Origin of the sequence: uncultured Shimia sp., from assembly GCF_913054185.1 — a bacterium.
Taxonomy (GTDB): domain Bacteria; phylum Pseudomonadota; class Alphaproteobacteria; order Rhodobacterales; family Rhodobacteraceae; genus Shimia.
Genome location: NZ_CAJXIV010000032.1, coordinates 1 through 12,798 on the forward strand (window position 1 = coordinate 1; position 12,798 = coordinate 12,798).

Sequence of the window (12,798 nt, forward strand, 5' to 3'; positions counted from 1 at the left end):
GAACAGCTCTTGGGCATGGGCGACATGCTTTACATGGCCGGTGGCGCCAAGATCACCCGCTGTCACGGCCCGTTTGTGAGCGACGAAGAGGTTGAGGAGATTGTGAACCACCTCAAGAGCTTTGGCCCGCCGAGCTACATTGGCGGCGTGATCGATGGACCTGCCGACGATAAGGTTGACAATATTGACGCGGTTCTCGGGCTGAATACCGGCGGTAACACCAACGGCGAAGATGCGCTTTATGATTCCGCCGTGGCAATTGTCATTCAGGATCGCAAGTGCTCGACTTCCTACATTCAGCGCAAACTAGCGATCGGCTACAACAAAGCCGCTCGTCTTGTGGAGCAGATGGAAGACGAAGGTCTGGTCAGCCCGGCCAACCACGTTGGCAAACGCGAAATCCTGGTGCCTGAGCAGTGATGCTCAGGTCCAATCACATTTTTTTGTAACTTGTATCCGGGTAAGCGGGCAAAGCGCCCCTATATTGGACGTATGAGCAAACTCAAAACCATTGTCTCCGCCGCCGTTCTGTCTCTGGCTACTGCTGTTCCAGCCGTGGCTGAGAAGCTTTCGCTTTCTCAAATCAGCGCGTATTTCAACACCTTGAAGACGGCGAAGTCTGACTTCATGCAAGTTTCCGACGACGGATCCGTGCAAACCGGCACCCTCTTTATCCAGCGCCCCGGAAAGATGCGGTTTGAGTATGATCCGCCGCAAAAGGCGTTGGTGCTTGCCTCCAACAACGCGGTGGCGATTTTTGACAATCGTGCCAAAGGCGCGCCGGAAACCTATCCTCTTGGCCGCACGCCGCTGTCGATCATTCTGGCACGTAAAGTGAACCTGCAATCCGCCAATGCAGTGGTTGGTCATTCCTATGACGGCAAACATACCATTGTCACCGCGCAAGACCCCAAAAATCCAGACATCGGCCGCATTCAGATGAAGTTTTCTGCCTCACCGGTCACGCTGGATGAATGGGTGATCCAGGACGCGCATGGTGGCAGCACAACTATTCGGCTGGGCGACACCGAAACCGGCATGACCTATCCACGCGCTCTGTTTGACATCGACACCGAACGCAGCAAGCGCGGTCGTTAACAGTGGGGTCTACGCGATGATGTCCGGTGTCAGCCGGTCTTCAATCCGCGAGATGATGTCTTTAAGGCGCAGCTTCTGCTTCTTTAGGCGTTGAATCGTCAACTGATCCCCGGTGCCACGATGTACCAACGCATTGATTGCCTCATCCAGATCCCGATGTTCTTGCTTAAAAACCTCAAGCTCGACACGCAAAACGTCATTCGTTTTCATCGACAAGTCAGTGTTGGCATTCATGTCTGGGTCCTTAGCCTGGGCGGACTCCTAAGATAGGGCTTTCCTGACCCGCTGAAAAGAAGGCGATTTGTCCATTTTTTAGAACCCTGTTTAGCATTCCTGTGTGCACCACTTGCAGCATACGAAAGGCTGCCCCATATTCACATAGCGCAGAGGTTGCCGGAAGGGGCCTTCGCGCGGACTGTCGCTTTGCACAAGGACGGGTCAATGACCAAACTATCTTTGGGGTCGCATCCCCACATGCTGGGCTTTGAACAGCTCGAACGTCTCCTCGAACGGACCGCCAAATCCTCCGAGGGCTATCCGCCATTCAACATCGAACAGACTGCCGATTATGCCTATCGCATTACTCTGGCTGTCGCCGGCTTTCGTGAAGAAGACCTGAGCATCACGGTGGAAGACCGTCAGTTGGTGATCCGTGGCCGCTCATCGGAAGATGCGAGCGAGCGGGTTTTCCTGCACCGTGGCATCGCTTCCCGCCAGTTCCAGCGCAGCTTTGTGCTGGCTGACGGAGTTGAAGTTGGCGAAGCCACAAGCGAAAACGGCCTGCTGCACATCGATCTGTCACACGCGCGGCCAGAGACCGTTGTTCAAACCATCCAAATCAAGAAGGGATAGACCCATGCACAACGATGACACACAAAGCGAATTTTCCGAAGATCGCACGGTCTATGTGCGTGAGGTTATGGTTTCCGACCTGCCGGAAGAGATGCAGGAGGAGGCCGACGGTGCCAAAACCCTGTTTGCCGTGCACGCCACGGATGGCGAGCGTCTGGCGTTGGTAAAAGACCGTGGATTGGCGTTTGATCTGGCCCGGCAGAACAATTTTTGGCCGGTGACCGTGCACTGAGCGCGCCGCAGAAATGAAAGACATCACGAGGGCGCCCAAGTGGCGCCTTCGTTAATTTAGGGAGACTTTTGTTGTCTCCTCTCCCCAGTCATCTTGATTGCATTTGCTGCGCACAAAGATGGTGGTGATCTCAGGTGGAATCCAAACTCGCGTAAGGCTGCGCCGAAATGGCTGTTCGTTGACATGTGGATGCGCCAAAATGCGGGTGCCAAGCACTTGCCCGTCTTTAGTTTCAATCCGCCATCCATCTGCGTAGTGATCCCACCCGGTGTCCGGGTGTGTGATTGTGACATCAAATCGCCAGCCCTCTTCAAGATCCCAGGTTTTGACGGCAGTGATTTCTGCTGGGTCAGCCAATGCTGCGTTGGCGGCTAATACAAAAGGCAAAACAAGATATCGCATGGGCGCAGCCTAGCAGCGTGACGTGGCCCTGTCGCGGTCCCAATCGGCAAAAAGAAACCCGGGCCGCATAGGCCCGGGTCAAATTTTCGTGTCTCTTTGGAGCTGTTTAGCCTTTGGAGAACTCAGGGTAGGCTTCCATGCCCAATTCCGCCATGTCCAGACCGTTGATCTCGGTCTCTTCGTCGACCCGCAGACCCATGGTGGCTTTCAGGATATACCAGACAACGCCGGAGACGATCACAGTGAACAGGCCGACCACAACGATGGCGTAAAGCTGGGTGCCAAGCGAGGCATCACTGTTGGTGAAGACCACCGCAATGGTGCCCCAGATACCAGCGATCAGGTGTACCGGAATGGCGCCAACCACATCATCAATTTTCAACTTGTCCAGGAAGGGAACTGCGAAGACCACAATCACACCGCCAACAGCGCCGATCAAGGTTGCTGCGCCCAATGATGGGGTCAGCGGCTCTGCGGTGATGGACACGAGGCCCGCCAAAGCGCCGTTCAAAACCATGGTCAGGTCAGGCTTTTTGTACAGCAGCTGTGTCAGGATCAGGGCTGCAATTGCGCCACCAGCGGCAGCTGTGTTGGTGTTGGCAAAGATGCGCGATACGTCACCCACGTCACCCACTGTGCCCATAGCCAGCTGAGAGCCGCCATTGAAGCCGAACCAACCGAGCCACAGGATGAATGTACCCAAAGTGGCCAGTGTTAGATTGGAACCTGGGATTGGCACGGTTTTGCCAGCTTTGTTGTATTTGCCGATACGTGGTCCAAGGATCAGCGCGCCGGTCAATGCGGCCCAGCCACCCACAGAGTGCACAACGGTGGAGCCTGCGAAGTCCAGGAAGCCCGCAGCATCCAAGAAACCACCGCCCCATTTCCAGGAGGCCTGCAACGGGTAGATCACGGCAGTCAGAACGATGGTGAAGATCAGGAACGGCCACAGTTTGATGCGTTCTGCCAGGGTGCCCGACACGATGGACGCGGTGGTGGCACAGAACATCAGCTGGAAGAAGAAGTCAGAACCGGTGGAGGCATAGGAATAATCGTCCGCGCCTTCGGCTGTCACGCCAACCGCTTCAAGAACACCTGGTCCCCAAACACCGGACAACACGCCGTCGATGCCCCAAGTGCCTAGCGGGTACATTAGGTTGTAGCCAATCAGGTAGTAGAAAATCGCCGCAAGCGAGAACAAAGAGATGTTCTTGATCAGCTGCATGGTCACGTTTTTGGAGCGCACTAGGCCCGCTTCCAGCATGGCGAAACCCGCCGCCATCCAGAACACAAGGATGCCGCCTACAAGGAACAGCAGCGAGTTGAGAATGAAGACCGTGTCGGTTGCGGCATTTACGCCAGCGACCGAAGCATCTTCTGCGAGGCTTAGGCTCGGCAGCGCGATCAGCGCGGCGGGCAGGGCCAGTTTTGCGAGGGTAGTCATCAGAGTATTCCTTCCTTGCGGCGCCTTAGATGGCGTCTGCATCCGTTTCGCCGGTGCGCACGCGAATGGCTTGCTGCACGTCCAGTACGAAGATTTTGCCGTCACCGATCTTGCCGGTCTGCGCGGTGTTGGTGATGGTTTCGACCACCTGGTCGGCCATGTTGGCAGCAACCACGAGTTCGAGTTTGACCTTGGGCACAAAGTTCACCGCGTATTCTGCGCCGCGGTAGATTTCTGTGTGGCCGGATTGGGAGCCGAAGCCCTTAATCTCTGTGACCATCATGCCGCGCACGCCGATCTCGGTCAGCGCTTCGCGGACCTCCTCCAGCTTGAACGGTTTGATCGTTGCGATAATCAGTTTCACCTTGTTCCCCTTTTGGCAGTGCGGGGAGTGGCCCGCGAATTTTGCACCTGCAGCAAAGCGCAGCAGGCCCCCAAAAACGAAGGTCTGAGGTCGAATTTCGGGCAAAAACTTGGCTTGATTGGCGAAAAAATGGGCAAATTGGTCGGTTTGCGTGAAAAATAGGCGGTGAAAGAATGGTTTTGCCCCATTCGGTGGGTCTACATCGGCGCCCACACGCGCTAAAATGCATGAAAAGAACATCCCGGGCAGTGGGCAGAGCATGAGTGATTCAAGACGTCGGAAACCACCGTTGGTGGCGGACAAGCGCTACACGCGCAAAGCCAGCAAGCCTGCGCGCAAGCCGACCAAATCCAAAGCCAAGCCTGCACCCAAACGCCCTGTACGTCGTAAAACTACCCCGAAGCGTCCTCGTAAACAGTCGCGCAATCCTATTGTCAGGTTCTTTAGCAGTATTGTTCGGTGGGTTTTGCGCCTGATCTGGACCATCGTTTGGCGCACGTCGGTTGTCGTTGGCTTGATTGTCGCGATTGCAGTTCTGTTAGACTACAGAACCCTGCCCGAAGTGGATGACTTGCTGGACGGCCGCGCGCGCGGTTCGGTCACTCTGTTGGACCGTGAAGACAAGGTTTTTGCATGGCGCGGGGACCAATTTGGCGGCGTGGTCACTGCTGATACCGTGTCCAAACATCTCAAAAATGCGGTCATCGCCACCGAAGACAAACGCTTCTACCGCCACTTTGGTGTGAGCCCGCGCGGTGTTGCCAGTGCGGTGCGCATCAACCTCAGCGAAGGTCGAGGTCCTCTGTCAGGTCATGGCGGCTCTACGCTGACGCAACAGACCGCGAAGCTGCTGTGTCTTGGCGTGGAGTACGACGCCAGCGCGTGGGAAACCGAAGCGGACTATGTGCGAGACTGCCGCCGGGGCTCTCTGGGCCGTAAGGTGCAAGAGGCGGTCTACGCCATGGCGATGGAGGTCAAATACACCAAGGATGAAATCCTCTCCGTCTACCTCAATCGCGCCTATATGGGCGGTGGCGCTTATGGCGCAGAGGCCGCGTCTCAGCGCTACTTCGGCAAACCAGCGGCCAATCTGACCCCTGCTGAAGGTGCAATGATTGCAGGGCTGCTGACCGCGCCGTCCTCTTTGGCGCCCACGGCCAACTTGAAACGCTCCCAAGACCGTGCGGCCACAATCCTGCGCTTGATGAACGATCAAGGGTACCTGTCGGACAAGGAGACCAAATACTACCAATCCAATCCAGCAACTTTGTCCGCCGCCGCCAAAGCGAACGCGGGCGGCTACTTTGCAGATTGGGTGATGTCCTCGGGTCCAGAATTCTTCACACGCAACACGACTGAAGACGTAATCCTGAAAACCACCATGGACCCGCGTATTCAAAAGGCAGCTGAAAACGGCCTCAAATGGGTGTTTGAAAATAAGGTCCGCGAAGGGTCCAAAGCGCAGGCCGCGATTGTGGTCATGTCCGCAGATGGCGCCGTGCGCGCCATGGTGGGCGGGCGCAAAACCAAAGTGTCCGGCGCGTTCAACCGCGCCACTCAGGCCAAGCGCCAGACCGGCAGTGCGTTCAAACCCTTTGTTTATGCCACCGCTCTGGAGCGTGGTGCGCATTACGACGACAAAGTTCTGGACGAACCTTTCTGCATGAATATCGCGGGCTCTGGCCAGTGGTGCCCCAAAAACTACACTGGAAAACACTACGGCAACGTCTCCCTGACGTTTGCCCTCATGAATTCTTTGAACATCCCGGCTGTGAAGGTCTCTGAGAAGGCTGGCCGTGAAAATGTACGCACCGTTGCCAGCATGTTTGGCATCGAAAATGATCTTGCCGCTGGCCCCGCTTTGGCCCTCGGCGCGTCGGAAAGCAGCCTGTTGGAAATGACCGGCGCTTATGCGGGCATTCTCAATGGCGGCTCTTCAGTAACGCCCTATGGGTTGGTTGAGCTGCGGCTTTTGGGCGAAGACAATGCGCTTATGGGCACCGGTGGTGGTATTGGCGAGCGTGTGATCTCGGACGCGGCTGCACGTGAATTGATCTGGATGATGGAAAAGGTGGTCAGCGAAGGCACCGGCGGGCGCGCCAAAATGGACGGTTGGCAGGTGGCGGGCAAAACTGGCACCACCCAGGCAGCACGGGATGCATGGTTCATTGGGTTCACCAATGAATATGTTGCCGGTGTTTGGATGGGTTATGACGACAACACGCCGCTGACCGGTGTAACAGGTGGCGGTTTGCCTGCCGAAATCTGGCGCGAAGCCATGGTGCGTGTGCATGAAGGTATGACGCCTACGCCACTGCCAGCGTTTACACCCAAGCCGCAAAAGGCGCCAAAGCAACCCGCGCGGCCGCGCAAAAATCAGGGGATTGATGGCGTTGTGAATGGTATCCTGCGCGACATCTTTGGCGGCCGGAACTAATCCGGCCTGCCACGTTGTGTCGTTAAGCAGGCTTAGCCCGCTTTCTTCAGGTCTTGGATCAGGCCGTTGATGTCGCCTTTGCGGCGATCCAGCATTGCGCCAATTTCTGCTTTCTCAGACAGGCGCAAGCTGATGCCTTCGATGATCAGGTCAAAGAATTTGTTCTTGCCAGATTTGTCCGACACCAAAAAATTCACCTGAAACGGTTTCTGGCCACGCAGGGTCACCTTAGCGTTGACTTCATAGAAGCTTTTAACCGGCCGTCCACCGGTCACTTCCACTTTGCCGCCAACAAACTCGTTAAACCGTTTGCCATATTTGCGGGAGATATAGCCCTGAAACGCTTTGGTGTAGGCGTTCAGCTGGCTCTTGCTCAGGCCGCGTGCATCGGGCCCAAGCGCGGAGCGGGCAATGATGCTCACATCACCGTATTTCACAAAGATCTTCTCAAAATCCTTGATCATCCGATCTAGCGATTTACCGGAGGATATCACTTTGTTGATGTCAGCAACCGCTTTGTCGATCAGCGCTTTGGCCTGCGCATCGTTCAATGCAAAGGCGGAAGAGGGCAGGGCTGCCACTGCGCCAGCAGCGGCAGATAGGGTGACGAAATTGCGTCGTGTCAGCTTAGAAATCAGCATAGGGATCCTCGTACGGGTCGAACTCTGGATCGACATAAGTCTCCTCGCCTTGATTTCCAAGGCGGAAGCGGCGGTTTTGCAAGTAGAGGATGCGGGCCTGGGCGTAGCTGTCGGCACTGTCATACAGGATGGAATCAACCGTGGCGTCATAATCATACCGATCGCCCATCTTGTTCACGACATACGCCACACCGCCAATATACCGCGTTGGCTCTCGCACCACGACAAAGAACGGATCGAGAATCACGTCCACCGCAAACCCGTAGGCATCGCGTGTGGTCGAAGGGCCAAAGAACGGCATTTCTGTATACGCACCTTCACCCGCGCCCCACACGTGGAGGGTCTCGCCAAAATCGGTGTCGTGCCGTTCCATGCCTGCGGCTGACGCTGGATCAAACAGGCCACCAACGCCAAAGGTTGAGTTCAACACAAACCGAAACAGCGATGATCCGGCTTGCGGCAACTTGCCTTGCAAGGTGTTGTTGATCACATCGTTGGGCAGTGACAGGTTGTCGGCAAAATTGGACACGCCCGTGCGCACAGGTCGGGGTATAATGGTGCCATAGCCATTGGACGCTGGTGACAACAGGATTGTGTCGACCCGCTTGTTGAACGCATGAATGCGTCGGTTGGCGGCTTCATTAGGGTCGTGAATCCCGCCAGAGGTGACATCTGTTTTGGCGCATGCTGTGAGAGTTGTGCTGACGACAAAGGTCAGTACAATAGAGCGCAACAATTTCTTAGGAACCAGTTTCAAAAGGCGACCACACGTTTTTCATTTCGCGACAACACTCCACCATTTAGTTTAATCGATTGCTTACCCCAATGTCATAGTGATGTTCGTCACATGATGTGGCAGTTTGGGAACATACACCTGACAGGTGAACAGGCAAAATTCACCGGACGCGTCCAATTTGGCTAACGCGGCCCGGCTCACAGGGACCATTTGATGACCACACAGATAAAAGAACGCGGGCTTCAGGAGCTTCGGGCCGTGCGGGCACAAAGCCGTGGCTTGTACTGGACAGTTGCCGTGTTCAGTTTCTTCGTGAACCTGCTTATGCTGACCGGCCCACTGTATATGTTGCAAGTGTATGACCGCGTCTTGGGCAGCGGGTCTCGTGAAACCCTGTTTGCGCTGTCTTTGTTGGTTGTGTTTCTATTTGCGATTATGGGGCTGATTGATTTTGCCCGTGGCCGCATCATGGCGCGGGTTGGCGCCCGCTTTCAGGATGCTTTGGATCAGCGCGTGTTTGATGCATCTCTGCGCCGCGCGTCAGTCGGAAAATCAACTGGGTCTGAAACTGCGCTTCAGGATCTGGAGTCGGTCCAGCGGCTCCTAACCTCTCCGGTTCTGACGTCGGTTTTTGACATGCCGTGGACTCCACTGTTTCTTGTTGGAATTGCTTTGTTCCATCCATGGCTGGGCATGTTGGCCATCGCGGGGGGCGGCGTGCTTATTCTGGCTGCTGTGTTTAACCAGTTTGCTACCCGCCGCCATACCGAGCGTATGTTGACCACAACCCACAATGCAAACCGTATGTCCGCGCAAATGCAGTCCGAAGCGGAGCTGGTCTCCGCATTGGGCATGCGCGACTCGGCGTTTAAGCGCTGGAAAACTGTGCGGCGCATGTCGCTTCAGGAAACCATGGCCACTGCAGATGTTGGCGGCGGGTTCACAACCTCGATCAAAACCTTCCGCCTGTTTTTGCAATCTGCGATGTTGGGCTTGGGTGCTTTTCTGGTGTTGAAGGGGGAACTCACACCCGGCGCCATGATCGCGGGGTCGATCCTTCTGGGCCGCGCTCTTGCGCCTGTTGAACTGGCGGTGAACCAATGGGCCGTTGTGCAGCGTGCGCGCAAAGGCTGGAGCAACTTGGCTGAGCTGCTCGGGACGGTGCCTCCAGTTCAGCCGCGCACAGAACTCCCGGCTCCGGCCGCCAAATTGCAATTGCAACAGGTGACCATTGTGCCTCCGGGCGAAGCGCAAGCCACTTTGCGGATGATGTCCTTTGACGTGATGCCGGGGGAGGCCATTGGTGTGATTGGCTCGTCTGGCGCCGGTAAATCGACCTTAGCCAAGGCCATCACCGGTGTTTGGCGTCCAGCCGGCGGCAAAATCCGCCTGGATGGTGCGTCGTTGGAACAATACGATCCCGCAGCCCTGGGCCGCTACATTGGGTATTTGCCGCAGCGTGTGGAACTGTTTGATGGCTCGATTGCAGAAAACATCGCCCGCCTGCAAAAAGATGCGCCAGCAGAAAAAATCATTGATGCGGCCAAAAAGGCGGATGCGCATGAGATGATTCTGAAGCTTCCGGACGGGTACGAAACGCAGGTCGCAGCCCATGGCGGGCGACTTTCCGGCGGGCAGTTGCAGCGAATTGGCTTGGCGCGGGCCATGTACGAAGACCCGGTCATTCTGGTGCTGGATGAACCCAATTCAAATTTGGACAACGAAGGCTCCATGGCGCTCAACGCCGCCATCCGCCATATGAAGCAGGCGGGCAAAAGCGTGCTCATCATGGCGCACCGTCCTGCTGCCATTCAAGAATGTGATAAATTGTTGGCCTTGGAACATGGCCAGAAGCGCAGCTTTGGCCCCAAAGATGAGGTGCTCAAAGAAGTGTTGCGCAATCACAATGAAGTACGCACGTCCGTCGGGCCGGGAGGTGTGCAATGACCACTGACAAAAACTGGAGCGCCCGCAAGCCGCTGTGGATTGGTGGGCTGGCACTTGCCATGCTTGTCCTTGGATTTGGCGCCTGGGCGGTTGGCACGGAAATTGCCGGCGCAATTGTGACTTCCGGTCGTGTCGAAGTGGACCGCAATCGCCAGATTGTGCAGCATATTGACGGTGGTGTGGTCACAGATATCAAAGTCGAAGAAGGCGATCGGGTCGAGCTTGGCCAAATTCTGATGCAACTGGACGAGGCGGAACTGACGCTGGAACTCACCGTCACCGAGGGCCAACTTTGGGAGCTGATGGCGCGCCGTGGCCGTCTGGATGCTGAGCGCGACGACGCGCAGGAGATTGTGTTTGACCCCGGGTTGGTGGAAATTGCGGAGACCTCGCAAGAGGCCGCAGACCTTATGGCGGGGCAAAGCCGCCTGTTTGCGGCCCGCACCGATACTCTCAACAGAAACCTCGACCAATTGGGCAAGCGCAAAGCGCAAATTCAAAGCCAGATCGTTGGTATCGACGCACAAAATGTTGCACTCAATCAACAGCTTGACCTGATCAAAGCGGAACTGTCCGATCAGCAGGCGCTGTTGGACAAAGGCTTGGCCCAGGCCTCCCGTGTTCTCTCCCTGCGCCGCGAAGAGGCCTCATTGGCGGGGCGTGTCGGCGAATTGCTGGCCAGCCGCGCCCAGGCTGAAGGTCGGGTCACTGAGATTGAAATCGAGGCGCTTAAACTCGCCAGCACCCGCCGCGAGGAGGCGATCACGACCTTGCGTGATCTGCGTTACCGGGAGCTGGAGCTGTCCGAGCGCCGCCGCCACCTGTTGTCCAAAATCGAAAACCTCGATATCCGCGCCCCCGTTGCCGGCTTGGTTTACGGTTTGCAGGTGTTTGCCTCACAGTCGGTCATCCAACCCGCAGAGCCGCTGCTGTACATAGTTCCGCAAGACCGTCCGCTAATTGCGGCTGTTCAGGTGCCCACCATTCACGTGGATCAGGTCTTCCCGGGGCAAACCGTCACGCTGAAGTTCTCAGCTTTTGATCAACGCACGACACCGGACCTCGAAGGCAGCGTGGTGCACATCTCTGCGGATGCGTTCCAGGATGATCAGACTGGAGGCTCATTTTACAAAGCGGAAATCGAACTGCTTGAGGGCGAAGTCGAAAAACTGCCCGCCGAAGCGTCGCTTGTGCCGGGCATGCCCGTGGATGCCTTTTTCCGCACCCGTGACCGAACCCCGTGGGAATATCTGACAAAACCACTAACGGATTATTTTGTGAGGGCCTTCCGCGAAAGCTGACCTTGCATTTCGCGCTTTTCAAATTCGATTTTGCGGTCTAGCGTCGCCGCAAACATCGCATATGGAGAGCACGTGATGAGCGCGATTGAAGCACGCCTGAAAGAACTGGGAATTACTCTTCCGGACATGGCCGCCCCTGCGGCCAATTATGTTCCTTACGTTGTTGTGGGTGACATGGTCTATGTCTCTGGTCAGATTTCAATGACAGAAGCAGGCTTTACCACCGGAAAAGTGGGCGCCGACCTGACCACAGAAGAAGGTGTGGCTGCTGCGCAGACATGTGCCGTGGGTTTGCTGGCCGCCCTAAAAGCAGCTTGTGGTGGTGACATCGATCGCTTGGTTCAAGTGGTCAAACTGGTGGGCTTTGTGAATTCCACTCCAGAGTTCACCGATCAGCCAAAGGTCATCAACGGCGCGTCGGACTTTATGGTCGAGGCGCTGGGCGATAAAGGCCGCCACGCCCGGTCTGCGGTTTCTGCTGGCTCGCTGCCATTTGGCGTGGCTGTGGAAATCGAAGGCATTTTCCAGATTTCCTAACATGCTCGACAAACGGTTCTTGGATGCGCCCATTGCGCACCGGGCCCTGCATGATGTCGACGATGGCCGCCCGGAAAACAGCCGGGCGGCGATTGAGGCGGCTATCGCGCAGGGCTTTGGCATTGAAATTGACCTGCAACTGTCCTCAGACGGGGTGGCCATGGCGTTCCATGACTACCAATTGCAGCGTTTGGCGAAAGCCAAGGGCGCCGTGCGTCAGCACACTGCTGCGGCGCTGGGCGCGATTCCGTTGATTGGCGGGGACGAAGGCATCCCAACCTTTGCCGAAGTGTTGGACTTGGTGGCTGGCCGCGTGCCGCTTCTGATCGAATTCAAAGATCAGGACGGCATCATGGGCCCCAACGTCGGTGACCTCGAAGCGTCAGCGGCACGAGCGGTGCAAGGCTATGACGGACCACTGGCTTTCATGGCGTTCAATCCCCACTGCGTCGCTGCCCTGCGCGATCTTGCGCCAGATGTGCCACGCGGATTGACCACCGATCCGTTTCATGCGGACGGATGGCCCTTGTTGCCAGAAACGGTTCGGACGCGACTGAAGTCCATTCCGGATTATGACGCGATTGGTGCCTGCTTTATCAGTCACAGCGTGGACGATCTGCAATCGCCTGAGGTCGCGAGGCTCAAAGCGCACGGTGCCACAGTCCTATGTTGGACCGTGACGTCCGCGGTACAAGAGCAAGAGGCGCGCGGTATTGTCGATAACGTCACTTTTGAGGGCTACGTGCCAAAGGGCAGCTAGTATTGGTTGCCCTAAAAGTGATTTGTCTCGCGCCTTACATCGTAGCA

15 protein-coding genes are annotated in these 12,798 nt (G+C 56.4%); 9 read left to right on the plus strand and 6 right to left on the minus strand.

Features of this window, described 5'->3' with window-relative positions; genetic code table 11:
• Window positions 1-420: DNA translocase FtsK (locus QZ517_RS08815; RefSeq protein WP_294225317.1), on the plus strand; the 420-nt coding region annotated here is incomplete at its 5' end.
• Between the two features lie 72 nt (window positions 421-492).
• Window positions 493-1,098, plus strand: coding sequence for an outer membrane lipoprotein carrier protein LolA (locus QZ517_RS08820; RefSeq protein ID WP_294225320.1), 606 nt, complete (start codon window positions 493-495; stop codon window positions 1,096-1,098).
• Window positions 1,099-1,107: 9 nt separating this feature from the next.
• On the opposite strand, the gene QZ517_RS08825 is transcribed toward QZ517_RS08820, so the two are convergent.
• Window positions 1,108-1,332, minus strand: a complete 225-nt coding sequence (locus tag QZ517_RS08825; protein WP_294225323.1) for a DUF465 domain-containing protein — start codon at window positions 1,330-1,332, stop codon at window positions 1,108-1,110.
• Window positions 1,333-1,539: 207 nt separating this feature from the next.
• Between QZ517_RS08825 and QZ517_RS08830 the strand changes: the two genes are divergently transcribed.
• Together QZ517_RS08830 and QZ517_RS08835 are read left to right on the plus strand one after the other, a co-directional pair.
• Window positions 1,540-1,950 (plus strand): Hsp20 family protein, encoded by a 411-nt coding sequence (locus tag QZ517_RS08830; RefSeq protein WP_283423962.1) that lies wholly within the window; start codon window positions 1,540-1,542, stop codon window positions 1,948-1,950.
• Window positions 1,951-1,954: 4 nt separating this feature from the next.
• Window positions 1,955-2,182, plus strand: a complete 228-nt coding sequence (locus QZ517_RS08835) for a DUF1150 family protein (protein WP_294225336.1) — start codon at window positions 1,955-1,957, stop codon at window positions 2,180-2,182.
• Window positions 2,183-2,233: 51 nt separating this feature from the next.
• Here the strand turns inward: QZ517_RS08835 and QZ517_RS08840 are convergent, their stop codons facing one another.
• The 3 genes from QZ517_RS08840 to QZ517_RS08850 all read right to left on the minus strand — a co-directional run bounded on the left by QZ517_RS08840 (window position 2,234) and on the right by QZ517_RS08850 (window position 4,392).
• Window positions 2,234-2,584, minus strand: a complete 351-nt coding sequence (locus QZ517_RS08840; protein ID WP_294225338.1) for a hypothetical protein — start codon at window positions 2,582-2,584, stop codon at window positions 2,234-2,236.
• 106 nt (window positions 2,585-2,690) lie between these two features.
• Window positions 2,691-4,028 carry an ammonium transporter gene (locus QZ517_RS08845; RefSeq protein WP_294225343.1) on the minus strand — a complete coding sequence of 446 codons (1,338 nt, stop codon included), beginning with the start codon at window positions 4,026-4,028 and terminating at the stop codon, window positions 2,691-2,693.
• A gap of 25 nt (window positions 4,029-4,053) precedes the next feature.
• Entirely contained in the window at window positions 4,054-4,392 is a 339-nt protein-coding gene (locus QZ517_RS08850; protein WP_164644704.1) for a P-II family nitrogen regulator, read from the minus strand.
• A 259-nt stretch (window positions 4,393-4,651) separates the two neighbouring features.
• Here QZ517_RS08850 and QZ517_RS08855 point away from each other — a divergent pair, with 259 nt between their 5' ends.
• Entirely contained in the window at window positions 4,652-6,829 is a 2,178-nt protein-coding gene (locus tag QZ517_RS08855) for a transglycosylase domain-containing protein (protein WP_294225346.1), read from the plus strand.
• A 32-nt stretch (window positions 6,830-6,861) separates the two neighbouring features.
• On the opposite strand, the gene QZ517_RS08860 is transcribed toward QZ517_RS08855, so the two are convergent.
• Both QZ517_RS08860 and QZ517_RS08865 read right to left on the minus strand, forming a co-directional pair.
• On the minus strand, window positions 6,862-7,470 hold the full coding sequence (locus tag QZ517_RS08860) for a phospholipid-binding protein MlaC (protein ID WP_294225348.1): 609 nt from the start codon (window positions 7,468-7,470) through the stop codon (window positions 6,862-6,864).
• Window positions 7,457-8,203 carry a VacJ family lipoprotein gene (locus QZ517_RS08865; protein WP_294225350.1) on the minus strand — a complete coding sequence of 249 codons (747 nt, stop codon included), beginning with the start codon at window positions 8,201-8,203 and terminating at the stop codon, window positions 7,457-7,459. The genes QZ517_RS08860 and QZ517_RS08865 overlap by 14 nt, the downstream gene beginning before the upstream one ends.
• Before the next feature lie 216 nt (window positions 8,204-8,419).
• Here QZ517_RS08865 and QZ517_RS08870 point away from each other — a divergent pair, with 216 nt between their 5' ends.
• The 4 genes from QZ517_RS08870 to QZ517_RS08885 all read left to right on the plus strand — a co-directional run bounded on the left by QZ517_RS08870 (window position 8,420) and on the right by QZ517_RS08885 (window position 12,751).
• Entirely contained in the window at window positions 8,420-10,153 is a 1,734-nt protein-coding gene (locus QZ517_RS08870; protein WP_294225352.1) for a type I secretion system permease/ATPase, read from the plus strand.
• Complete coding sequence (locus QZ517_RS08875; RefSeq protein WP_294225354.1) at window positions 10,150-11,454, plus strand: HlyD family type I secretion periplasmic adaptor subunit; 1,305 nt, start codon at window positions 10,150-10,152, stop codon at window positions 11,452-11,454. The genes QZ517_RS08870 and QZ517_RS08875 overlap by 4 nt, the downstream gene beginning before the upstream one ends.
• Before the next feature lie 75 nt (window positions 11,455-11,529).
• Window positions 11,530-11,991, plus strand: coding sequence for a RidA family protein (locus QZ517_RS08880; RefSeq protein WP_294225356.1), 462 nt, complete (start codon window positions 11,530-11,532; stop codon window positions 11,989-11,991).
• A 1-nt stretch (window position 11,992) separates the two neighbouring features.
• On the plus strand, window positions 11,993-12,751 hold the full coding sequence (locus tag QZ517_RS08885; protein ID WP_294225357.1) for a glycerophosphodiester phosphodiesterase family protein: 759 nt from the start codon (window positions 11,993-11,995) through the stop codon (window positions 12,749-12,751).
• The last annotated feature ends 47 nt before the right edge of the window (window positions 12,752-12,798 follow it).